The organism is Glycomyces xiaoerkulensis (assembly GCF_002798405.1).
Taxonomy (GTDB): Bacteria; Actinomycetota; Actinomycetes; order Mycobacteriales; family Micromonosporaceae; genus Glycomyces; species Glycomyces xiaoerkulensis.
Genome location: NZ_PGGV01000016.1, coordinates 328,924 through 353,267 on the forward strand (window position 1 = coordinate 328,924; position 24,344 = coordinate 353,267).

General features: G+C 71.6%; 26 protein-coding genes, 2 tRNA genes and 1 pseudogene. 15 read left to right on the forward strand and 14 right to left on the reverse strand.

Annotation, left to right across the window (positions count from 1 at the left end; all coding sequences use genetic code 11):
• Positions 1-33: 33 nt before the first annotated feature.
• The 3 genes and pseudogenes from CUT39_RS07200 to CUT39_RS07210 form a co-directional block, all read right to left on the reverse strand.
• Positions 34-882 carry an NUDIX hydrolase gene (locus CUT39_RS07200; protein WP_408611119.1) on the reverse strand — a complete coding sequence of 283 codons (849 nt, stop codon included), beginning with the start codon at positions 880-882 and terminating at the stop codon, positions 34-36.
• Positions 872-2,960: pseudogene (locus CUT39_RS07205) on the reverse strand (RNA degradosome polyphosphate kinase); the annotation flags it as partial. The gene CUT39_RS07200 and the pseudogene CUT39_RS07205, both read right to left, overlap by 11 nt.
• 81 nt (positions 2,961-3,041) lie before the next feature.
• Positions 3,042-3,566 carry a DinB family protein gene (locus CUT39_RS07210; RefSeq protein WP_100445278.1) on the reverse strand — a complete coding sequence of 175 codons (525 nt, stop codon included), beginning with the start codon at positions 3,564-3,566 and terminating at the stop codon, positions 3,042-3,044.
• 92 nt (positions 3,567-3,658) lie between these two features.
• Here CUT39_RS07210 and CUT39_RS07215 point away from each other — a divergent pair, with 92 nt between their 5' ends.
• On the forward strand, positions 3,659-4,087 hold the full coding sequence (locus CUT39_RS07215) for a hypothetical protein (protein WP_100445279.1): 429 nt from the start codon (positions 3,659-3,661) through the stop codon (positions 4,085-4,087).
• Between the two features lie 63 nt (positions 4,088-4,150).
• Here the strand turns inward: CUT39_RS07215 and CUT39_RS07220 are convergent.
• Positions 4,151-4,225: transfer RNA gene (locus CUT39_RS07220), tRNA-Asp, on the reverse strand.
• 84 nt (positions 4,226-4,309) lie between these two features.
• A tRNA-Glu gene (locus CUT39_RS07225) sits at positions 4,310-4,382 on the reverse strand.
• Positions 4,383-4,549: 167 nt separating this feature from the next.
• Here CUT39_RS07225 and pheA point away from each other — a divergent pair.
• The 4 genes from pheA (at position 4,550) to CUT39_RS07245 (ending at position 8,235) form a co-directional block, all read left to right on the forward strand.
• Positions 4,550-5,467: a prephenate dehydratase gene (pheA, locus tag CUT39_RS07230; protein ID WP_100445280.1), complete on the forward strand. Its 918-nt coding sequence runs from the start codon at positions 4,550-4,552 to the stop codon at positions 5,465-5,467.
• Positions 5,468-5,503: 36 nt separating this feature from the next.
• Complete coding sequence (locus CUT39_RS07235; protein WP_100445281.1) at positions 5,504-6,169, forward strand: GOLPH3/VPS74 family protein; 666 nt, start codon at positions 5,504-5,506, stop codon at positions 6,167-6,169.
• Between the two features lie 113 nt (positions 6,170-6,282).
• Positions 6,283-6,882, forward strand: a complete 600-nt coding sequence (locus tag CUT39_RS07240) for an ArsR/SmtB family transcription factor (RefSeq protein WP_198586937.1) — start codon at positions 6,283-6,285, stop codon at positions 6,880-6,882.
• A 69-nt stretch (positions 6,883-6,951) separates the two neighbouring features.
• Complete coding sequence (locus CUT39_RS07245) at positions 6,952-8,235, forward strand: MFS transporter (protein WP_100445283.1); 1,284 nt, start codon at positions 6,952-6,954, stop codon at positions 8,233-8,235.
• On the opposite strand, the gene CUT39_RS07250 is transcribed toward CUT39_RS07245, so the two are convergent.
• The 5 genes from CUT39_RS07250 to CUT39_RS07270 form a co-directional block, all read right to left on the reverse strand.
• Entirely contained in the window at positions 8,170-9,252 is a 1,083-nt protein-coding gene (locus CUT39_RS07250) for an ABC transporter ATP-binding protein (protein ID WP_408611120.1), read from the reverse strand. The genes CUT39_RS07245 and CUT39_RS07250 overlap by 66 nt on opposite strands.
• On the reverse strand, positions 9,234-10,058 hold the full coding sequence (locus CUT39_RS07255) for an ABC transporter permease (protein ID WP_100445285.1): 825 nt from the start codon (positions 10,056-10,058) through the stop codon (positions 9,234-9,236). Before CUT39_RS07255 ends, CUT39_RS07250 begins: the two co-directional genes overlap by 19 nt.
• Complete coding sequence (gene modA / locus CUT39_RS07260; RefSeq protein ID WP_100445286.1) at positions 10,055-10,798, reverse strand: molybdate ABC transporter substrate-binding protein; 744 nt, start codon at positions 10,796-10,798, stop codon at positions 10,055-10,057. The genes CUT39_RS07255 and modA overlap by 4 nt, the downstream gene beginning before the upstream one ends.
• Positions 10,795-11,211 carry a TOBE domain-containing protein gene (locus CUT39_RS07265; protein WP_100445287.1) on the reverse strand — a complete coding sequence of 139 codons (417 nt, stop codon included), beginning with the start codon at positions 11,209-11,211 and terminating at the stop codon, positions 10,795-10,797. Before CUT39_RS07265 ends, modA begins: the two co-directional genes overlap by 4 nt.
• A 69-nt stretch (positions 11,212-11,280) precedes the next feature.
• Positions 11,281-11,628 carry a metallopeptidase family protein gene (locus CUT39_RS07270; protein ID WP_100445369.1) on the reverse strand — a complete coding sequence of 116 codons (348 nt, stop codon included), beginning with the start codon at positions 11,626-11,628 and terminating at the stop codon, positions 11,281-11,283.
• A gap of 60 nt (positions 11,629-11,688) precedes the next feature.
• Between CUT39_RS07270 and serS the strand changes: the two genes are divergently transcribed.
• Entirely contained in the window at positions 11,689-12,945 is a 1,257-nt protein-coding gene (gene serS, locus CUT39_RS07275) for a serine--tRNA ligase (RefSeq protein WP_100445288.1), read from the forward strand.
• A 46-nt stretch (positions 12,946-12,991) separates the two neighbouring features.
• Here serS and CUT39_RS07280 read toward each other — a convergent pair whose 3' ends face one another.
• A complete protein-coding gene (locus CUT39_RS07280; RefSeq protein WP_100445289.1) occupies positions 12,992-13,357 on the reverse strand; it encodes a DUF488 domain-containing protein in 366 nt (121 codons plus the stop codon).
• A gap of 115 nt (positions 13,358-13,472) precedes the next feature.
• On the opposite strand from CUT39_RS07280, the gene CUT39_RS07285 reads away from it, so the two are divergent.
• From CUT39_RS07285 to CUT39_RS07295, 3 genes are all read left to right on the forward strand, one after another.
• Positions 13,473-14,321 (forward strand): HAD family hydrolase, encoded by an 849-nt coding sequence (locus CUT39_RS07285; protein ID WP_100445290.1) that lies wholly within the window; start codon positions 13,473-13,475, stop codon positions 14,319-14,321.
• A gap of 46 nt (positions 14,322-14,367) precedes the next feature.
• Positions 14,368-15,195 carry an HAD family hydrolase gene (locus tag CUT39_RS07290; protein ID WP_100445291.1) on the forward strand — a complete coding sequence of 276 codons (828 nt, stop codon included), beginning with the start codon at positions 14,368-14,370 and terminating at the stop codon, positions 15,193-15,195.
• 85 nt (positions 15,196-15,280) lie between these two features.
• Positions 15,281-16,177 (forward strand): hypothetical protein, encoded by an 897-nt coding sequence (locus tag CUT39_RS07295; RefSeq protein ID WP_100445292.1) that lies wholly within the window; start codon positions 15,281-15,283, stop codon positions 16,175-16,177.
• 10 nt (positions 16,178-16,187) lie between these two features.
• On the opposite strand, the gene CUT39_RS07300 is transcribed toward CUT39_RS07295, so the two are convergent.
• The 3 genes from CUT39_RS07300 to CUT39_RS07310 form a co-directional block, all read right to left on the reverse strand.
• Positions 16,188-16,544, reverse strand: coding sequence for a DUF3817 domain-containing protein (locus CUT39_RS07300; protein WP_198586939.1), 357 nt, complete (start codon positions 16,542-16,544; stop codon positions 16,188-16,190).
• 76 nt (positions 16,545-16,620) lie between these two features.
• The gene (locus CUT39_RS07305; protein ID WP_100445294.1) at positions 16,621-16,989 is read right to left on the reverse strand and encodes a hypothetical protein; all 369 of its coding nucleotides are present in this window, start codon (positions 16,987-16,989) and stop codon (positions 16,621-16,623) included.
• Between the two features lie 54 nt (positions 16,990-17,043).
• Positions 17,044-17,976: an SAM-dependent methyltransferase gene (locus CUT39_RS07310; protein WP_100445295.1), complete on the reverse strand. Its 933-nt coding sequence runs from the start codon at positions 17,974-17,976 to the stop codon at positions 17,044-17,046.
• Between the two features lie 126 nt (positions 17,977-18,102).
• Here CUT39_RS07310 and CUT39_RS07315 point away from each other — a divergent pair, with 126 nt between their 5' ends.
• From CUT39_RS07315 to nadC, 6 genes are read left to right on the forward strand one after another with little or no spacing between them, the layout of a single operon-like run.
• Positions 18,103-19,020 carry a Rossmann-like and DUF2520 domain-containing protein gene (locus CUT39_RS07315; RefSeq protein WP_100445296.1) on the forward strand — a complete coding sequence of 306 codons (918 nt, stop codon included), beginning with the start codon at positions 18,103-18,105 and terminating at the stop codon, positions 19,018-19,020.
• Entirely contained in the window at positions 19,020-19,850 is an 831-nt protein-coding gene (gene panC / locus CUT39_RS07320; RefSeq protein WP_100445297.1) for a pantoate--beta-alanine ligase, read from the forward strand. The genes CUT39_RS07315 and panC overlap by 1 nt, the downstream gene beginning before the upstream one ends.
• Positions 19,843-20,265, forward strand: a complete 423-nt coding sequence (gene panD / locus CUT39_RS07325) for an aspartate 1-decarboxylase (protein WP_100445298.1) — start codon at positions 19,843-19,845, stop codon at positions 20,263-20,265. The genes panC and panD overlap by 8 nt, the downstream gene beginning before the upstream one ends.
• 11 nt (positions 20,266-20,276) lie before the next feature.
• Complete coding sequence (locus tag CUT39_RS07330) at positions 20,277-21,764, forward strand: S10 family peptidase (protein WP_100445299.1); 1,488 nt, start codon at positions 20,277-20,279, stop codon at positions 21,762-21,764.
• Positions 21,761-23,464 carry an L-aspartate oxidase gene (locus CUT39_RS07335; RefSeq protein WP_232805645.1) on the forward strand — a complete coding sequence of 568 codons (1,704 nt, stop codon included), beginning with the start codon at positions 21,761-21,763 and terminating at the stop codon, positions 23,462-23,464. The genes CUT39_RS07330 and CUT39_RS07335 overlap by 4 nt, the downstream gene beginning before the upstream one ends.
• Positions 23,461-24,342, forward strand: coding sequence for a carboxylating nicotinate-nucleotide diphosphorylase (nadC, locus tag CUT39_RS07340; RefSeq protein WP_100445301.1), 882 nt, complete (start codon positions 23,461-23,463; stop codon positions 24,340-24,342). The genes CUT39_RS07335 and nadC overlap by 4 nt, the downstream gene beginning before the upstream one ends.
• Positions 24,343-24,344 lie beyond the last annotated feature (2 nt).

Sequence of the window (24,344 nt, forward strand, 5' to 3'; positions counted from 1 at the left end):
CGAAGACGCGGTTTTGTCGGATTGCCGACGGTGTCAGTCGTGGTGCTCGGTCGCGACCAGCCGACCCTCGCTGGTGTGGAAGACCCGGAAGGAGCCCTTGGCCAGATCGGATTCGGGCGGGGCATCGGCGCCCAGCCGGTGGCAGAAGTGCTCCATGAGCTCGGTGAGGTTCTCGCCGTGGCCGCAGATGACGGCCGGTTCGCCGTCCTCGATGAGCCGGTCCATGCGGCGCTGCGCCCGGCCGGGCTTGGCGCCGCCGATCGTGAACTCGGGCAGGCCGATGAGCGGCACGCCCTCGCCCGCGCAGTAGGGCAGCAGCGTCTCCAGGCAGCGGCCGCTGGAGGAGCAGTAGGCGGTCCCGGACGGGTATCCGGACAGCAGGACCGCCAGTTCGGCGGCGCGTTCGCGGCCGCGCCGGTTGAGCGGGCGCAGTTCGTCCTGATCGAACCAGTCGGCCTTGGACATCGCGACGGCGTGCCGCACGAAGATGTACGGGACCGTCCGGCGCACCGGGTTCGAGGCGAAGTCGGCCAGGACCGGCCGGTCGCGCTCGTGCGTGAGCCGTTCGGCGGCGCGGCTCAGCGGCACCCACTCCAGACCGTCCACTTCGCTCGGATCAACCGCGTCGTCGACCGCTTCGGCGGCGGGCGTGGCGCACCAGTAGTCGACCCGCTTGAGCCGGCCCTCCTTGTCGTAGAAGGACGGCGCGAGGGGCCGACCGAGCACGGGCCGGATGCCGGTCTCCTCGTACACCTCCCGCCGGGCGGCCGCCAGCAGGTGTTCGCGCCGCTTGAGCTTCCCCTTCGGGAACGACCAGTCGCCGTACTTGGGGCGGTGGATGAACGCCAGCTCGGGCTCGCCGGGGCCCGGCCGCCACAGCACGGCGCCGGCGGCGAAGATCTCGGGTCGGTTCAACGGTGCTCCTGCATGAGGACTTCCTGGTGTTCGATGCCGGTGGACGGACGGGACCACAGTCCCAGCGGTCCGAGCCGCCACATGCGCGTCCCGTCGTCCATGCCGCGATCGAGCACCGAGATCAGTTGGCGCCGATGGGCATCGCCGGTTACCTGCACCAGCACTTCGACGCGCCGGTCGAGGTTGCGGTGCATCAGGTCCGCACTGCCCAACCATACTTCCGGGTCGCCTCCGTTCTCGAACACGTACATCCGGGAGTGCTCCAGGAAGCGGCCGAGGATGCTGCGGACCCGGATGCGCTCGGACAGGCCCGGCACCCCGGGGCGGAGGGCGCAGATGCCGCGGACGAGCAGGTCGACCGGCACTCCGGCGCGGGAGGCGCGGTAGAGGGCGTCGATCATGTCGTCGTCGGTCAGCGAATTGCACTTGAACCGCAGCCCGGCCGGGAGCCCGTTGCGGTGGTTCTCGATCTCGCGCTCGATCCGGTCGATCAGGCCCGAGCGCAGCGAACGCGGGGCGACCAGGAGGCGCTGGTGCTCCTCGGCGTGGGAGTAGCCGGTGAGGTGGTTGAACACGGCGTTGACGTCCTCGCCGACAGCTCGGTCGCTGGTGAGCAGCCCGAAGTCCTCGTACAGCCGCGCGGTGTTGGGGTGGTAGTTGCCGGTCCCTATGTGGCTGTAGCGCAGCAGGCTCCCATCGTTCTCCTCGCGCACGACCAGCGCCAGCTTGCAGTGTGTCTTGAGTCCGACGATGCCGTACATGACGTGGCATCCGGCCTGCTCCAGCTTCTGCGCCCAGTCGATGTTGGCCTGCTCGTCGAAGCGGGCCTTGAGCTCTACGACGACCACCACCTGCTTTCCGGCGTCGGCGGCGCTGATGAGCGCGTCGACGATCGGGGACTTGCCGCCGGTGCGGTAGAGGGTCTGCTTGATGGCCAGGACCTGCGGGTCGGCGGCGGCCTCCTCGATGAGCCGCTCGACCGAGGTGGTGAACGAGTCGTAGGGGTGATGGACGAGGACGTCCTGCTCCCGCAGCACCCCGAACAGGTCGGCGTCGGGCGGCAGCACCTTCTCCGAGGGCCGGAACGGCGGGTACTTCAGCTCGGCGCGGTCGAGGTCGGCGATGGCGCCGAGCCCGGCGAGGTCGAGCGGGCCGGGCAGCCGGTAGACGATCTCGTCGCCGACGTCGAGTTCGGTGGTGAGCCGCTCGAGCACGCCGGGGTCGATGGTGTCCTCCACCTCGAGCCTCACCACCGGCCCGAACCGGCGGCGGAGCAGCTCGCGCTCGAGCGTCTGCAGCAGGTTCTCGGTGATGTCCTCGTCGATCTCGAGGTCCTGGTTGCGGGTGACCCGGAAGGTGTGGTGGCCGAGGACGTCCATGCCGGGGAACAACTGGTCGAGATGCGCGGCGATGACGTCCTCGAGAGGCACGAACCGGCCGGGCGAGACGGCCATGAAACGCGGCAGCAGCGGCGGGACCTTGACGCGGGCGAAGCGGATGACGCCCTTGCGGGGGTCGCTGACCTGGACGGCGAGGTTGAGCGACTGGCCCGAGATGTACGGGAACGGGTGGGCGGGGTCGACGACGAGCGGGGTGAGCACCGGGTAGATATGGGTGCGGAAGAGCTCGTGCACCGGGCCCCGCTCGGATTCGGCGAGGTCTTCCCAGCGGAGGATCGCGATCTCCTCCTTGGCCAGCAGCGGCGCGATCTCGTCGCGGAAGTACTCGGCGTGCTCGAGGCTGAGCCGGTGGGCGAGGGCGGCGATGCGGTGGAGGACGCTCTGGGGCGGCTTGCCCGAGGAAGTGCGGACGGGCAGGCCGGTGGCGATGCGGCGCATCAGGCCGGCGACGCGGACCATGAAGAACTCGTCGAGGTTGGACGAGAAGATCGACAGGAAGCGGACACGCTCCAGCAGCGGCAGCTCGGGGGACTGGGCGAGGCGCAGCACTCGGCCGTTGAAGCGCAGCCAGCTTTCCTCGCGGTCGAGGAACCGGTCCGGGGGCAGATCGGCTCCGAACGGGGTCAAAGGCTCGCTTTTCGTCATACACCACAATATTCAAGGGAAAGGTGAATGTCAGATGAACGAGCTCTGAAGATCCCGGGCACGCGCGGACGCCGGTGGGCTCTATTCCCCGGTGACGCCGTCGATGGACTCTCGGATGAGGTCGGCGTGGCCGTTGTGGCGGGCGTACTCCTCGATCATGTGCAGGTACAGCCAGCGGATGCTCATGCGGCCGAAACGCGGATGCTCGAAGACCTCGTCGAGGCCGTGCCGGGCGGCGACCGCCTGGGAGTCCGCGATCGCCTGCCGGTAGCGCTCGACGGCCTCCCGGGGGTCGGCGCGGGACGCCTGGCCGAAAACGACCTCCCTGTCGCCTTCGCGAGCGTAGTACGGGATCTGGTCGGCGGGCCGCCGGTCGACGCACTGGGAGAACCACGCGTACTCGACCTCGGTGAGGTGCCGGATCAGTCCCAGCAGCGACAGCCCCGAGGGCGCGACCGGGGCCCGCTTGAGCCGGTCCTCGGGCAGTCGGGAGCTCTTGACCAGCAGCGTCCGGCGGTGGTAGTCGAGGAAGCCCTCCAGCATGTCGCGCTCGGGGCCGGTGTTCGGCGGGCGCTCGCGCTCGATCGGCTTGATAGTCCACGTCATCGACTCACGCTAGCGCCCGCCGCCGGAGGAGTCGAATCGGTTTGCGTGGGTAACCAATCCCGAGCCCCCGGGTACGGAGCGAAGGAGGAGCCATGTCGGACGACCGCAGGCCGTACTCGGCCGACGAGAAGGAAGCGTTCGGTTACGTCGACGACGAGGAGCGGACCGAGCAGCCACTCGAGGAGGAGATCCTCGAAGCCGAGGACTACCGGGGCGTCACCAGACACGGCACGACCCCCGCCGAGGAGCGGACGGGGGTGCCGCTGGACGAGGCGCTGGAAGAGGAGCGCCCGGAGGAGCCGGACGAGGAGGTCTCCGAGGAGGGACGGGACGATGCCGACCCGCAGGCGGGCGCCCTGGTCGACAGCTGGGACGTCTTCGCCGAGGAGACCGAGGCGCCGCCCGAGGACCCGGAGCAGGAAGCCGTCCGCGAAACCGAGGACGACCGTGCCAGGGCGGCCCGGCTCAGAGAGTCCGGGGAGGCGGGCCCGCCGCCGGACCCCACCGGAGGCCGACGCTGACCGGCGGTGCGCGTTCCGATGGGGCAAGCAAAAACCCGCTGGTCGTCCAGCGGGCCATTTCTGCGGTCCCGACGGGATTTGAACCCGCGACCTCCGCCTTGACAGGGCGGCGAGCACTCCGTACTGCTCCACGGGACCTTGAGTGGATCGAGATCCTCCAAGGTCGTAAGACCTCTTAATTTATACCAGGCGCTTCCGTGTGACCGGAACCGCGCCTCGGTGTACCCCCAACGGGATTCGAACCCGTGTTACCGCCTTGAAAGGGCGGCGTCCTAGGCCTCTAGACGATGGGGGCTCTCAGCGGCTTGACAGTCGACGCGAAGCGCCGCATCTCGAAATCACTGGGCTTACCACCGCGGAATTCCGCTCGGGCCCGACAAGCATACGTGACCCGAACCCGCCCGTCTACGCCGGGGCTCCAGTGAGACAACCGTCTCAGCCCGAGCTTGCTAGCGTTGGCGCATGGAGTTCGCCTACCTGGGCCCTCGCGGCACCTTCACCGAGGCCGCGCTGCGGCGCCTGCCCGACGCCAAGGGCGCGCACACCGCCCCGATGTCCTCGGTCGCCGAGGTGCTCGAGGCCGTGCGCCGCGGGCAGGTCGACGCGGGGTTCGTGCCGCTGGAGAACTCCCAGGAGGGGACGGTCACCGTCACCGTCGACGAGCTGGTCGGCGGTGACCCGCTGGTGATCGCCGGCGAGGTCGTCCTGCCGGTGACGTTCGTACTCGCCTCGGCGAAGGCGACCGACCAGATCGCCACGGTCGCTTCGCATCCGCACGCCCTCGCGCAAGTGCGCGGCTACCTGCGGCGGGAACTGCCTTCGGCGCGGTCCCTCGAGGCGCTGTCCACCGCCGAGGCCGCCGAGCAGGTCCGGCGCGGCGAGGCCGACGCCTGCGTCTGCGCGCCGTTCACCGCAGAGGCCGCCGGGCTTCCGGTGCAGGCCTTCGACATCGGGGACAACGCGAGGGCCGAGACCCGGTTCGTCCACGTCGTCAGGCCGGGGCCGCCTCCCGAGCCGTCCGGCAACGACGTCACCTCCCTGGCCGTCTACATCGACCACGACCGGGTCGGCGCCCTGCTCGCCGTGCTCACCGAGTTCGCAATCCGCGGCATCAACCTCACCCGCATCGAGTCCCGCCCCACCGGCGAGGGACTGGGCCGCTACGCCTTCTTCCTCGACTGCGCCGGCCACCTCAACGACGCCCGGATGGGCGAGGCGCTCATGGGGCTGCGCCGCATCTGCGCCGACGTCCGCTACCTCGGCTCCTACCGCCGCGACCACGCCGACGCGCCGGTCCCGGCGCCTCCGGGCCAGACCGACGCCGACTTCGCCGACTCCACCGCCTGGCTCCGGCGCCTGCGTGAGGCAGGCCACGAGTGATTCCCGCGGCCGGCCGATCCGTCCTAGGCTGACGGCATGGCCTCCCTGCTAGACGAAGTGCTCCTGCTCGCCTACGACGACTCCTCCGGGTTCAACAAATCGAGCCAACTCGAAATCGGCCTGGGCGGCGCGACCATCCTGGAACTGGCCCTGGCCGGACGCATCGACGTCATCGAGGGCAAGGTCCGGGTCGTCCAGCCCGCACCCACCGGCGACCCGCTCCTGGACCAGGCGCTGCACAAGCTCGCCGCCGACGGGCCCCGCAAACCCCAGGCGGCGGTCCAGCGGGCCGCCAAGGGCAAGCGCCGGGCGGTCCTCGACCGCCTCGTAGCACGCGGCCTCCTGGTCCACCGCGGGGAGAAGGCGCTCGGATTCATCCCCTTCCACCGCCACCTGCCCGGCGACTCCGCCGTAGAGGACGACGCCCGCAACCGGCTCGCGGCCACCGCCGACGCCGAGGGCACGGACGACGCCCGCACCGCCGCGCTCGCCTCGCTGGTCTACGCCCTCAACCTGGAGAAGGCCGCCCTCCCCGGGCGCGACCACCGGCGGGCCCGCAAGGTCTTCAAGGCGATCTCCGAAGGCATGTGGGGCGGCCACGCCACCCGGAAGGCCGTCGAGGGCGCCCAGGCCGCGGTCATGGCCTCGATCGCCGCCACCGTCGCCGTCAGCGCCGCCGGTGCGGGCGGCGCGGGCGGCTGAGTGCTCGCCGCGGGTGCGGACCTGCGTGGTTAGCTAGAGGCATGCCTGAAACGTCTGCTTCGAATCCGGAGCCGCCCGCTCCACCGGAGCCCCCCGCACCGCCGGAACCGCCGGTGCCCGATCTGGCCCGCGTCCGGATCACCGATCCCGAACGGATGAAGGCCCTGGCCCACCCGGCGAGACTCGAGGTCTTCAACTTCCTGAGCAGGCGCCGGCTCCAGGGTTTCGAGGGTGCGACGGCCACCGAGATAGCCGAGGCGGCGGGCATGACTCCGAGCGCGATGAGCTATCACCTGCGGACGCTCGCCAAGACCGGGTACCTGGAGGAGGCGCCGAACCGGGGCGACGCGCGCGAGCGGGTCTGGCGACTGAAGTTCCAGTCCCTGGACATCGGGGCCGAGGCCGACGCCCCCGAGAGCGACAAGGTCGTCAGCCGGGAGATGGCCCAGGCGTTCAACGACCAGCACGCCCGGAGCTTCCAGCGCTGGCTGGAGGTCAGGGACCAGGTCGAACCGGAGCTGCGCGACCTGTCGAACCTGTCCCAGGGGCAGTTGCGGCTCACGATCGAGGAGGCCGAGGAGTTCCGGTCGCGGCTGATGGAGCTGAACGAGGAGTTCGCCCGCAAGAGCCTGGCGCACGCCGCACGTTCGGGAACCGAGGAAGACGGCACCGTCATCCTCACTTACCTCACCCGCATCTTCCCGCACACCTAGGCGCGAAGCTTCCCGAAAAAATCTGAAAAACATCTTTTATACTTAGATCTGAAATAGTATTTTCGAAATATGTCTTTCACATCATTCCCCGAGGGCACCCGCTGGTCCGACCTCTACACCACCGCCGCCTGCTCACTGCTCGGCGGCACCGCCATGTTCACCGCCGACTTCGCGCTGATCCTCCAGCTCCAGTCCGCCGGCCTCGGCGGGGCCGCCGTCGCCACCCTGATCTTCTGCGCCACCCTCCCGATCGTCCTGCTCGCGCCCGTCGCCGGACACATGGCCGACCGCTTCGACAGCCGCGCGCTCATGGCCGGAAGCGGACTCCTGCAATCCGCCGCCATCACCTGCATGGTCCTCACCGACCACCTCCCGGCGCTACTGGCCCTGGTCGTGGTCAACGCCGCCGGCACCGTGCTGCTGAGCCCCACCGTCAGCGCGCTCGTCCCGGTCATCGCCACCGCGAAGGACCTGCCGCGCGCCGTGGCGACGGTCCAGACCGGCAACCTGGTGGGCATGACCGCGGGCCCGGCGACCGCCGGATTCATCGTCGCCGCCCACGGCACCGGCGCCGCGCTCCTGGTCGCGGCAAGCTGCGCCCTGCTGCGGGCCCTGCTGTCCTGCGACGTCCGCACCCGCCGCGGCGGCGTCCGCCGCGACACCGCCCCCGCCGGGAACACCGAGCGGCCCGCCTGGCACCTGCGCGGCGACCGGCTGCTGACCGCCATGGTGATCGGGCTGGCCGCCGTCATCGCCTGCCTGGGCGCGGCCAACGTCCTCGAAGTCTTCCTGGTCCGCGAGGTCTTCGGCGCCTCCGAGAGCACCTACGGCCTGATCAACGCCACCTGGACCGCCGGCATGGCCGCCGGAGCCTGGATCACCGCCGCGGCCATCGCCCGCGTCGCGCGCGACGGCCGCCTCGCCCTGCTCCTGATGGGGGCGCTGACCGGCATGGGCGTGATCACCCTGCTGTTCAGCTCGCCCCTGCCGACCGTGCTCATGCTGGTGCCGCTCTATCTGATCGGCGGCCTCATCAACGCCTCGATGAACTCGATCACCCAGGTCTCGATCGCCCGCCGCGTGCCCGAACGCTTCCGCGGGCGCGCCGGCGCCAAGGTCAACGGCATCATCAACGCCGCCATGCTCTGCGGCTTCGTCCTCGGCGGCGCCCTCGCGGAGGTGCTCTCCACCCGGCAGACCTACCTGCTGATCGGCCTGGGCACCATCGCCACCGTGGCCTGCTGCCTGCCGATGGTCCGCCGGGCCGACCGCCGCGAGACCGACGACTCAAGCGGGGTAGGCGCGGATCTCGGCGGCCTTGACCGCCGCCCAGACGCGCTGGCCCGGACCTAGCCCGAGCTGGGCGGCCGCGGCCGGGGTCACGTCGGCGACCGCGTGGAGCCGCCCGTCGAGCTGGACGCGCAGGTTGTCGCCGTGCCGGTGGACCCCGGTGACCGTCGCCGGCCACGCGTTGCGCGGGCTGCCCTCCGGGCGGCGCGGGTGCAGCGCCACCGCGCTCGGCCGGAAGGCGGCGAACGCCTCGCCGTCGAGCGGATCGGCGACCGCCAGCTCCCCGCCCGAGTCCAGCCGCAGCCGGTGGCCCTCGGCCCGGCCCCGGTACAGGTTGAGCCCGACCAGGCGGGCGACGTAGTCGGTGCGGGGCCTGGCGGTGATCGACTCGGCGTCGCCTTCCTGGACGGCCCGCCCCTCCTCCACGACGATGAGCCGGTCGGCGAGCATCAGGGCGTCCACCGGATCGTGCGTCACCAACACGGCCGCCCCGGGGTGGTCGGAGAGGTGCCGGTGCAGCTCGGCACGCGTGTCGAGCCGGGTGCGCGCGTCCAGTGCGGCCAGCGGCTCGTCGAGCAGCAGCAGGCCCGGGTCGAGCGCGAGTGCCCGCGCCAGCGCCACCCGCTGGGCCTGCCCGCCCGAGAGCTGCCGCGTGCGCCGCTTCGCCAGCTCGCCCAGGCCCACGCGATCCAGTTGCGCCGCGGCCCTGGCGCGGGCGGCGCTTCGGCCCAGGCCCCGGCGGCGCGGCCCGAACGCGACGTTGTCGAGCGCGTTCAGGTGCGGGAACAGCAGGTAGTCCTGGAAGACGACGCCGATGCCGCGGTGCTCGGGCGCGGTCCACCGCCGGCTGCCGGGCCGGTCGAGGTCGCGTCCGTCGAGGGCGATGTGCCCCTCCGAGAGCGCTTCGAGTCCGGCCAGGGCGCGCAGCGCGGTGGTCTTGCCGGCCCCGTTGGGGCCCAGTAGGGCCACGGTCTCGCCGGCGGCGGCGCGCAGTTCGAGGTCGAGCCGGAAGGCGCCGCGGTCGACCACCAGATGGGAGTCGAGGCCCTCGCTCGCGGCGCTCACGGGGCGGCCGTCCAGCGGTCGCGCAGGCTCGCCAGCACGATGACCGAGACGGCCAGCAGGATCAGGCTGAGCACGATCGCGGCCTCGAGGTCGGTCTCGAGAGCCAGGTACACCGCCAGCGGCATCGTCCGGGTGCGGCCGGGGAAGTTCCCGGCGAAGGTGATGGTCGCGCCGAACTCCCCGAGGGCGCGGGCCCAGCACAGGACCGTCCCGGCGGCGATGCCGGGCGCGATCAGCGGCAGCGTGACGCGGGTGAAGACCGTCCAGCGGCCCGCGCCGAGCGTCGCCGCGGCCTCCTCGAACCGGACGTCGGCGCCGCGCAGCGCGCCTTCGACCGACACGACCAGGAACGGCATCGCCACGAACGTCATCGCCATGACCACTCCGGCGGTGGAGAACGGCAGGGTGATGCCGAACGCCTCGTCCAGCCGGGAGCCCACGGGGCCGCTGCGGCCGAAGACCAGCAGCAGCGCGACACCGCCGACCACCGGCGGCAGCACCAGCGGCACTGTCACCAGCGCCCGCACCAGGCTCCGCCCGCGGAAGTCGACGCGGGCGAGCAGCCAGGCGAGCGGGATGCCGAGCACCAGGCTGAGCACCGTGGCCGCCGTAGCGGTCCGCAGCGACAGCCACAGCGCGGCGAGCACACCGGGTTCGGTCAGTCGTTCCGGCATGGTCGACCACGGGGCGCGCAGCAGCAGCCCGAGCAGCGGCAGGACCAGGAACGCCAGGCCGAGTAGGGCGGGGACGAGCAGCGCGACCGGTATTCGCCGCCGGTGCGGCCCCCGCCGGCGGTCGGTCGGTGCTGCCGGGGCGGTCATGGCGTCCGGAATCCTTCGGCGGTGAGCGTCTCGAGCGCGGCCTCCGACCCGAGGTGGGCGACGAACGCCTCGGCCGCGTCCGGGTTCGCGGCCTCGGTGAGGACGGCGACCCGGTAGTCGTTGACGGCCGCGTCGGCTTCGGCGAACGCCACGGCGTCTACGCCGTCCCGGTCGGCCTGGACGTCGGAGCGGTAGACCAGGGCCGCGTCGACCTCGCCGAGCGTGAGCTTGGCGAGGGTGGCCTTGACGTCGGTCTCGTAGGTGGCGGGGGTCAGTTCGACTCCGGCGGCCTCGAGCGCGGTCTGCGACGCCGCTCCGCAGGGGACCGCATGGGCGCACACGGCGACCCGGAGTCCGGGACCGGCGAGGTCGCCGAGGCCGGCGATGCCGTCCGGGTTGCCTTCGGGGACGGCGATGACGAGCCGGTTGCGCGCGAACGTTTCGGCCTCGGAGGCGTGACCGTCGCCGACGACGGTGTCCATGGTGGCGGCGTCGGCGGAGGCGAACACGTCGGCGGGGGCGCCCTCGCCGATCTGGGCGGCCAGCGTGGAGCTGCCGGCGAAGCTGAAGACCACGCTCGCGTCCGGGTTCGCGCGCTCGAAGTCCTCGCCGATCTCGGTGAACGCCTCGGTGAGGGAGGCGGCCGCGAACACGTGGATCGCGCCGTCCTCGTCGCCGCCGCAGGCGGTCAGGGTCAGCGCGGCGGTGAGGGCGGCCACGGCCGCGGCGGCGCGTTTCACGGTTGCTCCTTCTCGCCTGCGCCGCCGGGCCGTTCGACGACCACCGTGGTCGACTTGACCGCGGCCACGGCGACCGATCCGACCCGGAGGTCGAGTTCGTCGACGGCCTCGCGGCTCATGAGCGACACGACTCTGAACGGTCCCGCCTGCAGGTCGACCTGGGCCATGACCCGGTCTTTGACCACAGCGGTGACGATGCCGCGGAGTCGGTTGCGCGCCGAGGTCGAATCGGCGCCCGCGACGGGGCCGGCGGCGCGGGAGCGGGCGAAGGCGGCCAGGTCCACCCCGTCGATCAGGCGGCGCCCCTGGTGGTCGCGGTCGGCGGCGAGGCGGCCGCCGTCGATCCAGCGGCGCACGGTGTCGCCGCTGACGCCGAGCAGCTCGGCGGCCTCACCGATGCGGAAATGCGTCACAGGACGCATCATATACCGGCAGATGCGAGCGATACCTGCCATCAGGCTCGCATCTGCGCCGGTCCAGGTTCAGCCCCAGCCGAGCTCGTGCAGCCGGTGCTCCTCGATGCCGAAGTGGTGGGCGATCTCGTGGACCACGGTGATCGCGACCTCGTCGACCACCTCGTCGCTGCTGGAGCACATCCGCAGCGTCGGCCCCCGGTAGATGGTGATGGTGTCGGGCAGGACCCCGCCGTACTCCCAGCCCCGGTCGGTCAGCGCCGTGCCCTGGTAGAGCCCGAGCAGGTCCTTGTCGGGCCCTTCGGGCTCGGCCTCGACCAGGACCACCACGTTGTCCAACATGTCCATCAGCTCGTGCGGCACCGCGTCGAGCGCGTCGGCCACGGCCGCTTCGAATTCCTTCGCGTTCATTTCCACCGGCACACGGCCACGATAAGGCTTTGTCGGGTCGCGAGACCAGGCCGGTAATCTGGGGACGTGATCGATCTGCGAGCATTGCGAGAGAATCCGGACGCCTACCGCGACAGCCAGCGCAAGCGCGGCGACTCCCCCGAGACCGTCGACGCGCTCCTGTCGGCCGACTCCGACCACCGCAGTGCCCTGCAGTCCTTCGAGGCCCTCCGCGCCGAGCAGAAGGGCCTGGGCAAGCAGATCGCGAAGGCCCAGGGCGAGGAGAAGCAGGCGCTGCTGGAGCGCACCAAGACCCTCGCCGAGGAGGTCAAGGCCGCAGAGGCGCGCGTGACGGCGACCGCCGCCGCCTTCGACGCCGCCGGCAAGGCCCTGCCGAACCTGGTCGCCGACGGCGCACCGGCGGGCGGCGAGGACGACTTCGTCCTCCTCAAGGAGGTCGGCGATACCGCCGTCCCCGAGGACGTCCGGGACCACCTCGATCTCGGCACCGCCTTGGGCCTGCTCGACACCGAGCGCGGCGCGAAGGCCTCGGGCGCCCGGTTCTACTACCTCACCGGCGACGGGGCGCTGCTGCAGTTGGCGATGCTGAATCTGGCGGTGCAGCAGGCGGTCGAGACCGGCTTCACGCCGGTGATTCCGCCGGTGCTGGTGCGCCCGGAGGCGATGGAGGGCACGGGGTTCCTCGGCGAGCACTCCGATGAGGTCTACTACCTCGAGCGCGACGAGATGTACCTGGTGGGGACCTCGGAGGTCCCGCTGGCCGCGTACCACTCGGGGGAGAACCTCGGGGAGCTGTCGGAGCCGGTGCGGTACGCGGGCTGGTCGTCGTGCTTCCGCCGCGAGGCCGGCTCGTACGGCAAGGACACCCGCGGGATCATCCGCGTCCACCAGTTCGACAAGGTGGAGATGTTCTCCTACTGCCGTCCCGAGGACGCCGCGGCCGAGCACGAGCGGCTGCTGGAGTACGAGGAGCGGATGCTGCAGAAGATGGAGCTGCCCTACCGGGTGATCGACGTCGCCGCCGGCGACCTGGGCACGAGCGCGGCCCGCAAGTTCGACTGCGAGGCGTGGGTGCCCAGCCAGGGCCGCTACCGGGAGCTGACCTCGACCTCGAACTGCACCACGTTCCAGGCCCGGCGGCTGAACATCAAGTACCGCGACGAGCACGGCAAGAACGCCGTGGCCGCTACCTTGAACGGGACGCTCGCCACGACCCGGTGGCTGGTGTCGATCCTGGAGAACCACCAGCGTCCCGACGGTTCGCTGGGGGTGCCGAAGGCGCTGCAGCCGTTCCTGGGCAAGGACGTCATCGAACCCAAATAGGGGGAGATCCTATATCCTATAGGATCTACGATCCGGTTCGCTCGCGTCAGTCGCCGAGCTCGTCCTCGCACCATGCCTTGAGCACCACGGCGTGGTTGACCTGCGGGTCCTTCGCGGCGTAGAGCAGTGTCACCGGCCCGGAGCGGGCGGCCTCGACGATCGGTTCGGCATGTTCGGGCCGCCCGTCCAGCTCGGCGCGGTAGCGGCCGGTGAACTCGTCGAACCGTTCGGTGCTGTGCCCGAACCAGATCCGCAGATTCGGCGACGGCGACGCGTCGGGCAGCCAGGTGACGCCCGCCAGGTCCTCCTTGCTGACGCCCCGCGGCCACAGCCGGTCGACCAGGAATACCGCGCCGGAACGGTCCGGGTCGGCCCGGTAGTCGTAGACGCGCTCAATCGTGATGTCGGCCATAGTGGCACCGTATGCCGCGCGCCGCCTGAATGGGTGAGTTTGGGGCGAATCGCGTCCCCGTGAGTTCAGCCGCTCGGTCCCCTGCCGTTCACCTCCGGCGGTATACCGTTGTCAAATGCAGCAATACGCCCCATCGACCCCCCGGGAGGATCCTCCCAAGTTCGTCGCCGTAGACCTCGACGGCACCGTGGTCGACTACAAGCACGTCGAGTTCACCCGGCCCACCCGCCCGGTGATCGAGGCGCTCGCGGCCGTCCGGGACGCCGGGGTGCCGGTCGCCGTGGTGACCGGGCGCGCGGTCTGGGGCGCCAGGCGCACCGCCGACGACCTGGAACTGGACGACGGCTTCGCCTCCGCCTCCCACGGCGCCTCCGAATACGACCTCACCGCCCGCGAACTCTCCCACCAGACCGAACTCGACCCCCGCCCGGCCGTCGAAGCGCTCATGGCCGCCGACGACTCGGTCGAGTTCGCCGTCGCCTGGGACATGGAAGGCTGGTACCACACCAAGGGCTTCAAGCGAGACTTCGAAGCCCAGTGGGCCGGACAGATCAGCCTCGACGACCTGGTCGACCGCCCCACCTCGCGGATCGTGGCGCGCGTGGAAGCCGCCGGCGGCAACAACATCGGCCGCCAATGCCCCAACGCGCTGCGCCTGGCCGAGACCGCCGCCCTGGACGCGGCCGACTACCACGTCGAGGTCGGCTTCAACGGCTGGATCGACGTCGGACCCCCGGGAGTGACCAAGGCCACGGGACTGGCGCGCATCGCCGGAAACTACGGCGTATCATCGGCCGACACCGTCGTCTTCGGCGACGCCCACAACGACCTGACCATGTTCGGGTGGGCCGGGTACGCGGTGGCGATGGGACAAGCGGCCCCCGAAGTGCGCAGCGCCGCCGACGAGGTGGCCCCGCCCGTGTGGGACGACGGCGTCGCGCACGTACTGCGCCGGTGGTTCTGACCCGACCGGGGGCGGCGGACCGAAGCTCGACGACCAAGGAGGATGCATGATCGACCTTCGCAAGACGCCTCGGCTCGTCGCCACCGACCTCGACGGCACGCTCGTCCGCTCCGACGAGAGCGTCTCCCCCCGCAGCATGGCCGCACTCAAGCGCCTGGCCGCCTCCGGCGTCATCGTCGTCGGCGCCACCGGCCGCGGTCCGCGCCTGCTCGACCTGTGCCGCAACGACGTCCCCTCCGCCGACTACCTGGTCCTCGGCCAGGGCGCCTTCGTCTACGAGTGCCGCTACGACGACACCGTCGTCGAGATGGCCAACCGCTCGGTCGACGGCGAGGTCCTCCACACCGCACTCCGGCGGATCGAGCAACGGGTCGGACCGCTGCGCGCGCTCGCCGAACCGGCCGACCCCGACCGCCACATCACCGGCGACGAGATGCCGAACTGGCCGTGGCCGACCGTCACCCTCATGACCGCGCCCCGCCACGAGGCCTTCCGCGGCCCGATGGTCAAGGGCTACTTCGTCTCCGACGAGCACTCCGGCCCCGACCTGCTCACAGCCGCCCAGGAGGTGGTCGACACCGATCGGGTCACCGTCACCGAGTCCGGTGTCGGCATCCTCGAAGTCTGCCCCGTCGGCGTCAACAAGGCCGCCGGGATCCAGGTCGTGCTCGACAAGTTCGACATCGACTGGGACGACGTCCTCGTACTCGGCGACGCCACCAACGACCTGCCGATGCTCCGCAGTGCCGGGCACGCGGTGGCCATGCCCGACGCCCACCCCTGGGTCAAGCAGGCCGCCGACGAGATCGCCCCCGCCGGCAACGACGACGACGGCGTCGCCCAGTACATCGAAGCCCTCCTCGAAATGCTCTGACCGGTCGGGCTCCTGTCGGTTCTCCGACAGACGACACGCGCAGCGGATCCACCCGAACGAGCGACCCTCCGCTTACGGTTCGGTCATGGCGAAGATCCCCCATGAGGCGCTGCACCACATCTTCCGCGAGGACGCCGGCCTGTTCACCCGGACCTTGAGGCGGGTGATAGCCGAGAACTTCCCCGAAGTCGAGGCGGTCGGCCTCGTCAACGGCGACCTGACCGAGATCGATGCCCTCGAGCGGAGAGTCGACACGATCCTCAGGGCCGAGACCGCCGAAGGTCCGCGACTTCTGGTCATCGAGCCGCAGACCGAGGTAAGCGAGAAGAAGGTCCGTAGCTGGGCCTACTACCTGAGCTGCCTCGAGAACAAGTACGAGATCCCGGCCACGCTCTTGGTGATCACGCCGAAGGAGGAAACCGCACGTTGGGCGCGGGGTCCACTCACACTCGGTCCGCCCGGATGCCCGTCCTTGAGGCTGTTCCCGTTCGTGGTCGGACCGGACAACACGCCGTTCATCACCGATCCGGAGACCGCCGCCGAGGACGTGGTCTTCTGCGTACTCGCCGTACTCTGCCATCGGCTCGATCCCGACATCGAGAAGGCGATGCGCCCGCTCGCCGAGGCGCTCGACTCGCTCGATCCCGAGACGGCCGCCTACTGGGCCGAGTTCACCGAGGGCGGCCTCGGCAAAGGTTGCGCACGAGAAAGCTGGAGGAACATAATGAGGACCATGCCGTACCGATACAAGTCCGCCCTTCGCCTCGAAGGCGAAGCCACCGGTCGCGCCGAAGGGCGCGTCGAGGGGCGCGTCGAGGGCTTGGCCGAAGCGATCCTGGCCTTCCTGAGCGAGCGCGGAGTGGACGTCGGCGACGCCGACCGGGACCGCATCACCGCCTGCACCGATCCCGGACTGCTGCGGCGCTGGCTTCTGCGGGCGCCCTCGGTCGAGAGCGCAGCCGACCTGTTCGCGGAGGACTAGCGGCGATCGGTCAGCCGACCGGGGCCATCTCGGTCTCGGCGTTCTTCGCAGGCGCCCTCGGTGCCAGGCGTCCCGTGCGCCGCAGCCACACTTCGACCGGGGCGGTCGCCAACGGCGGAATCGAGGCGGCCAGGGCCACGCCCGCGACCCACCACCGCCACCGCAGCCGCACCGCCGCGACCAGCGTCACCGCCACATAGGCGATGAACGCCCCGCCGTGGAGCCGCCCGAAGATCTGCACGCCGAGCTCGGTGGTCTCGGGGATGTACTTGAAGTACATCCCCGCCAGCAGCCCGGCCCACGTGGCGGCCTCGATGAACGCGACGGCCGCGAAGAGGCGGCCCATGCGGCTGACGGGTCGATACATGCTGCGGAGTCCTTCCGATCGGTGCCCCGGAGGCGGGCACGGTCCGCTCCGAGTATGCCTCGCCCCCGCCGGACGGTCAGGAGCCCCGATCCCGGCCCTTGCCGGCCCGGTGGGCGTCGCGGCAGTCGGGGCACCGGCACCCGAACCGCTTGTAGGTCGGGTCCCTGCCGTGCTCCAGGTCCGGATCGCGCCCGGCCAGCAGCGACGCGTCCAGGCGCTCCGACCATTCGGCGTCCCATCTGGCGCGGTTGTGCACCCCTCGCAGCGTCAGGCCGTACCACTCGACCGCCTGCTTCAGCGGAATGCCCGCCGCGATGTCGTTGAGCAGCATCTGCTCGATGCCGTCGAACATCGCCAACGTGTTGCGCCGCTGCCGATCGCGCGCACGGATGCGCTTCTCGTCCTCGTACTTCCACTCCCGCTCGGGAACCCCGCTACTGCCCACGCCGCCTGTCGTCTCTCCTGCTTGGTCTTCGGACCACCAGGATACGGCCTTGCCCTAAGCGACAGGGGAACTGAGTATCCACCAATGCGCCCCGAGTCCCCCCGGGTCGGTCAACCGGGCCGAGGCCGAGGCCCGCGCCAGGTCGACCGCGTACCGGGTCGGGTCCCGGTAGGCCAGCGACAGCGGCGGCCGCTCCACCGGCAGCCCCAGGTCGCGCAGCGCCTCCCGCTGCGTCACCAGCCGGTCGCTCCCCAGCGCGTCGACCGCCACGTGCGCGGTGATGTCGCAACTGCCGTCGGGCACCGGCCGGACGGTGCCCCCGCCGCGGAAACCGGACATGCTCCCGGCCTCGGGCCGATCGGCACGGGTGTGCCCGTAGTCGATCGCCAGCGCCGTCCCCGACGCCACGCGACCGGTGAGCGCCTCCCACATCCGCTCCCGCGGCCGTCCGATCTCGGCGCGCCGCCCCGGCTCGGGCAGCGGCCACCATTCGTCCAGCCACTTGGCGTCGGCGTCGTCGACCGGCCCGCCCGGCCGGGTCTCGCCGTGCTCGTCGACCTCCTCGTAGCGCAGCCCGCCCTCGGGGTCGACCACGGCCACGTCGCACGGCACGTTGTCCAGCAGCTCGCAGGCGACCACGAGCCCCACCACGCGGTCGGGCAGGTGCGACTGCCAGTTGACCCGCTCGGGCAGGTCGCCCGGCTTGGGGCGGAGTTCGACGGCCGTCAGCCGCGCCCGCTCGTCCAGCAGCGAGTCCAGGTGCCCGATCAGCTCGCCGTTCCCGGCGCCCACGTCGACGACCTCGAACGCCTCCGGGCGGCCCAGGCCCGCGTCCACCGCGTCGGCCAACCGGGCTACCGCCTCGGCGAACACGGGAGTCTGCGCGCTGGTCGAGAAGTGGTGCCGCGGCAGCTCGCGGCGGTAGAAGCCGCCGGGCCCGTAGAGGGCCCTGTCCATTGCAGCGCTCCAGCGCTCGAACCCCACCATGCACCGACCCTAGCGGCCGAGTGAATCTCGCCACTCCCAGGCTCCCGGGCTGGCATCGGCATTCTGACGAAGCACAATTAATCCGTAAGCAATGACCGGTACCTCCCACAGGACTGGATCAGCATCATGGATCACCCCAGCGCCGGGTCCACGCGGCGAGCCGCGACCCAGACGGCCAGCCGCCTCGCGGTCGGCGTCGTGTCCGCCGGACGCGTCGGCTCCGCGATCGGCGCCGCCCTCGAGAGGGCCGGCCACCGCGTCGTGGCCGCCACCGCCGGCTCCGAGGCCTCCCGCGCCCGCGCCGCCCGCTGCTTCCCCGACGCCGAGATCCTCGCCCCCGACGCCGTCGCCGCCGCGGCCGAACTGCTCGTCCTCGCCGTCCCCGACGACGCCCTCGCCTCCTTGGCGGCCTCGCTGCGGTTCCGGCCCGGCCAGATCGTCGTCCACACCTCCGGCGCCAACGGCGCCGGGATCCTCCGGCCGGCAGCCGACGCCGGCGCGTTGACCATCGCCCTCGCCCCGGCCATGACCTTCACCGGCCGCCCCGAGGACCTCGAACGGCTCGCCGGTGCGTCCTGGGCGATCACCGCCGAGGACGACGCCCGCCTGATCGGGGAGGCCCTCGTGGTCGAAATGGGCGGCGAGCCCGAGCACCTGTCCGAGGCCGACCGCGCCCGCTACCATGCCGCGCTGGTCTACTCCGCGAACCACCTGGTCACCCTCGTCAACGACACCGTCGACCAGCTCCGCGGGATGGGCGTCCGCGCCCCCGAGCGCCTGCTGTCCCCGCTGGCGGCGGCCGCGCTCGAAAACGCCCTGCGCCACGGCGACGCCGGGCTCACCGGACCGGTCGCCCGCGGCGACTCCGGCACCGTCGCCGGGCACCTGCGGGCCCTGGACGGCACCGACCTCGCCGGCGCCTACCGCGCGCTGGCGCGGCGCACCGCCGAGCGCGCCCTGGACTCCGGCCGCCTCGACCCCGCCGACGCCGAGGGACTGCTCGACGTCCTAGCCCACCCCCAGGACAAGGAGGACACCCCCTGATGACCTTGCTCGTCCACACCCGGCCCGATCTGGCCCGGGCCCGTTCCGGATTGACCGGCCGCGTCGGCCTGGTCCCCACCATGGGGGCGCTCCACGACGGCCACCGCGCCAACATCAGGCGCGCCAAGGAGGTCGCCGACTCGACGGTCGTCACCGTCTTCGTCAATCCGCTTCAGTTCGGGCCCGGTGAGGACCTCGACCGCTACCCGCGCTCCCTCGACGCCGACCTGGCCGTGTGCGAGGAAGAGGAGGTCGACCTCGTCTTCGCCCCGGTCGAGGCCGAGCTGTACCCGGGGGGCCGCCACGGCCTCACCACCGTCCACGCCGGATCCGGCGGCGAGATCCTCGAAGGGGCGTGCCGGCCCGGGTTCTTCACCGGCGTGCTCACCGTGGTCGCGAAGCTGTTCCATCTGGTCCGGCCCGACCTCGCCTGCTTCGGCGAGAAGGACTTCCAGCAGTTGGCGATGGTGCGCCGCATGGTCCGCGACCTCGACTTCGGGATCGAGATCGTCCCGGTCGAGACCGTCCGCGAGCCGGACGGCCTGGCGCTGTCCAGCCGCAACACCTACCTGTCGGAGACCGAGCGCGCCGCCGCCCTGGCCATCCCGCACGCCATCCGCGCCGCCCAGGACTCGCCCGAACCGCTCGCGGCCGCCGAGAAGGTGCTCGCCTCCGAGCCCGGCCTGACGATCGACTACACGGTCCTGTGCGGCCCCGACCTCGGCGAGCCACCCGAATCCGGGCCCGCCCGCCTGCTCATCGCCGCCAGGGCGGGCACCACCCGCCTGATCGACAACGCCCCCGTCCGGATCGGAGAACCCGATGCTTAGGAACATGTTCAAGTCCAAGGTCCACCGCGCCACGGTCACCGAGGCCGACCTGCACTACGTCGGATCGGTCACCGTCGACGCCGACCTGCTGGAGGCCGCCGACATCCTCGACGGCGAGCAGGTCGCCATCGTCGACATCACCAACGGCGCGCGGCTGGAGACCTACACCATCGCCGGCGAGCGCGGCAGCGGCGTCATCGGCATCAACGGCGCCGCCGCCCACCTGGTCGACCCCGGTGATCTGGTGATCCTCATCTCGTACGCGCAGATGGAGGACGCCGAGGCGCGCCGCTTCGTGCCGCGCGTGGTGCACGTGGACGAGCGCAACCGGATCGTCGAGGTCGACGGCGACAAGGCCCGCCCCGCCCCGGGGACGGCCGGGAACGCGTTGGCATCCCCACTGGCCGGGCGGTAATTTTCTTGAGCATGAGCGACGAGCAACGAAAAGACGACAAAGCCGAGGACAAGGGCACCGGCGAGCGGGAGGCCGGGAACGGCAAGCCCGAGCCCGCCGACGACCTCAAGACCACCCGCCACCGCCTCGGCGACCTCGCCTACACCGCCACCACCGGGCGGATCGTGCTGCGAGAAGAAGTCGTCGAGGACGAGAAGTACACCGGCCGCAAACCCAAGGCCGAGGTCTCGATCACCTACTACACCCTCGACGACGCCGACGTGACCTCCCGCCCGGTCACCTTCGCGTTCAACGGCGGTCCCGGCTCGTCCTCGATCTGGCTGCACCTGGGCCTGCTCGGGCCGCGCCGGGTCGACTCCGGCGACGTCGGCGAACGCACCCCGCCGCCGTACGGGCTGCTCGACAACGACCAGACCCTCCTGCGGCACACCGACCTGGTGTTCATCGACCCGGTCTCGACCGGCTACTCCCGCGCCGTCGAAGGCGAGAAGGCCAAGGACTACCACGGCTTCACCGGCGACATCGAATCGGTCGGCGAGATCATCCGCCTGTGGACCACCCGCCACAACCGCTGGCTGTCGCCGAAGTTCCTCATCGGCGAGTCCTACGGCGGCACCCGCGGCGCCGGGCTGGCCGAGCACCTCATGACCCGGTACGGCCTGTTCCTCAACGGCGCCATGTTCCTGGCCCCGGCGTTCAACCTCGAGACGCTGTACCTGTCCAACCGCTCCGACCTGCCGAACCCGCTGTTCCTGCCCACCTACGCGGCCACCTCCCACTACCACGGGCTCCAGGAGGGCCGCGACCTCGAAGAACTGGTCGCCGAGGCCCGCGACTACACCGACCGGTACCGCGCTATCCTCGCCAAGGGCCACAACCTCGACCCCGCCGAGCGGGCCGATGCCGTCGCCAAGCTCGCCTCCCTGTCCGGCGTCGGCGAACAGTACGTCGACAACGCCAACCTGCGCCTGGAGCACACCCGCTACTACGCCGAGCTCCAGCGCCACCGGAAGCTCGTGACCGGCCGCCTGGACACCCGCTTCACCGGCCCGGCCGACCACCACCTCCACGAGCGGATGCCGTACGACCCGTTCCTGTCGGCCACCGCCGGCCCCTACACCGCGGCCCTCCAGCACTACCTGCGAGCCGAACTCGAATACGAGAACGAGGCGGTCTACGAGACGCTGTCGCGGGCCGTCCACCCCTGGTCGTTCAAGGAATTCGAAGGCGAAGCGGTCGACGTCACCGACAAGCTGGCGAGCGCCATGCGGCTCAACCCCCACATGAAGGTCCACGTCGCCATGGGCCGCTACGACGGCGGCGTCCCGGTCGAGGCGATCGAGTACACCCTCGACCACCTCGAGGTCCCGTCCGAGGCGCGCGAGCGGATCGAGACCAAGACCTACCCGGCCGGGCACATGATGTACGTCCACGAGCCCTCCCGCGTCCAGCAGTCCGCCGATCTGGCCGACTTCATCCAGAGGGCCTCGAACCGGTGACACCGCCGCCCGTGCCGCCGCCCCGGCTGCCGCGACTGCCGCGGCGGCTGCGGGCCGAGGCCCCGTCGTGGACCGAGACCACCGACGTGTGCGTCATCGGCTCCGGCGTCGCCGGCCTGACCCTCGCCCTCAACCTCCGCCAAGCCGGATTCCACGTCACCGTGGTCACCAAGGTCCGCATCGACGACGGCTCCACGCGGTGGGCGCAGGGCGGCGTGGCCGCCGTCCTCGACCCGCTCGACACGCCCGAGGCCCACGCGCGCGACACCCGGATCGCGGGCGTGGGCCTGTGCGACCCGGCCGCGGTCGAGGTCACCGTGACCGAGGGGCCCGAACGGATCGCCGAGCTCGTCCACCTCGGCGCCAGGTTCGACCGGCACGCCGACGGCTCGCTCCAGCTCACCCGCGAGGGCGGGCACCGGGCGCGGCGCATCGTCCACGCCGGCGGCGACGCCACCGGCGCCGAGATCCAGCGCGCCCTGCACCAAGCGGTGCTGCGCGACCCGTGGATCCGCATCATCGAGCACGCGATGGTGCTCGACCTCCTCACCGACGCCGCCGGCCGCACCGCCGGGGTGAGCCTCCACGTCCTCGGCGAAGGCGTCGAGCACGGCGTCGGCGGCGTCGAGGCCCGCGCGGTCGTGCTCGCCACCGGCGGCATGGGCCAGATCTTCCAGTCCACCACCAACCCGTCGGTCTCCATCGGCGACGGCGTCGCCCTCGCGCTCCGCGCCGGGGCCGCCGTGACCGACCTCGAGTTCGTCCAGTTCCACCCCACCGCCCTGTTCCTCACCGGCGAAGCCGCACCCGAACCCGCGCCCGACCGCGACGAAGGCGAAGAGGTGGCCCGCAGCGCCCGGCAGCCGCTCATCACCGAGGCGATCCGAGGCGAAGGCGCCTACCTGCGCGACCACTCGGGCGAGCGGTTCATGACCGACGTCCACGAACTGGCCGAGCTCGCCCCGCGCGACGTGGTCGCCAAGGCCGCCACCGCCCGGATGCGGCAACAGGGCCGTCCGCACGTGTGGCTCGACGCCCGCCACCTGGGCCGCACCATGCTCGAAGAGCGGTTCCCGACCGTCACCGGCTCGTGCCGGGCGCTCGGCATCGACCCGGTCACCGACCTCGTCCCCGTAGCGCCCGCAGCCCACTACGCCTCCGGCGGCGTCCGCACCGACCTGCGCGGACGCACCACCGTCCCCGGCCTCTACGCCGCCGGCGAGGCCGCCTGCACCGGCCTGCACGGCGCCAACCGGCTCGCCTCCAACTCCCTGCTCGAAGCCCTGGTCTTCACCCGCCGGATCGCCGACGACCTCGCCGAGGAGAAACCCGAGCCCGGCGCCCCCGAACTGAGCGGCACCGAAGGCTGGGTCAGCTCCACCACCTCCCGCGCCCCGCTCCAAGAGGCGATGACGGCCGGAGCGGGCGTCCTCCGGTCCGAATCCAGCCTCGAAGCCACCGCCGAGGCCCTCACCGCACTGGGGGAGAACGTCTCCGGGCGCCCGCGCCCGGCCACCTGGGAGGCCACCAACCTCCTGACGGTCGCGACCGCCCTCACCGCCGCGGCCCACCGGCGCCGCGAGACCCGCGGCAGCCACTGGCGCGAGGACCACCCCGAAGCCTCCGACGACTGGCTCGGCCACCTCCACCTGTCGCTCGGCCCCGACGGGCGGCTCGACACGACCTGGGAGTCCGCATGAGCGAAGACTGGAACGCCGAGGCCCGGCTCGTGGCAGGCGGCCTCGACCCGCTGGCGGTGCGCGAGGCCGTACGGGACTACCTCGACGAGGACCTCTCCCCCGAGCGACGCGACGCCACCTCCGAGGCCGTGTTCGGGCCCGAGCACACCTCCGTGGTCGTCCTCGCCGCCCGCGCCGACGGCGTCCTGGCCGGCCTCCCGGTCGCCCACACCGTCTTCAGCGCCCTGTCCGGCGACGTCGAATTCACCTACCTCGCCGGCGACGGCGCGCGCATCCGGGAAGGCCGGGCGCTGGCCCGCATCGCCGGCCCCACCCGCGACCTGCTGGCCGCCGAGCGCACCGCGCTCAACCTGCTGGGCCGCCTCAGCGGCATCGCCACCCACACCCGGCGCTTCGCCGACGTGCTCGCCGACTGGCCGACCACCGTGCTCGACACCCGCAAGACCACCCCGGGGCTGCGCGCGCTGGAGAAGTACGCCGTCCGCGTCGGCGGCGGCGACAACAAGCGCATGGGCCTGTTCGACGCCGCCATGATCAAGGACAACCACAAGGAGGCGGCCGGATCGGTCTCCGACGCCTACCTGGCGGTGCGCTCGGCCGAGCCCGACATCGAGATCCAGGTCGAGATCGAGACCCTCGAGGAGGCGCTGGAGGCGGTCGCGGCCGGCGCGACGTTCCTGCTGTGCGACAACATGAACCCCAAGGAGCTGGCCGAAGTGGTCGACGCGGTCGGCGACCGGGCCGAACTGGAGGCGACCGGCCGGATCACCCTGGACACCGCGGTCGAATACGCCGAGACCGGGGTCCACTACCTCTCCGTCGGCGCCCTCACCCACTCCTCGCCCGTACTCGACATCGGACTCGACTTCGAGGAGTGAAC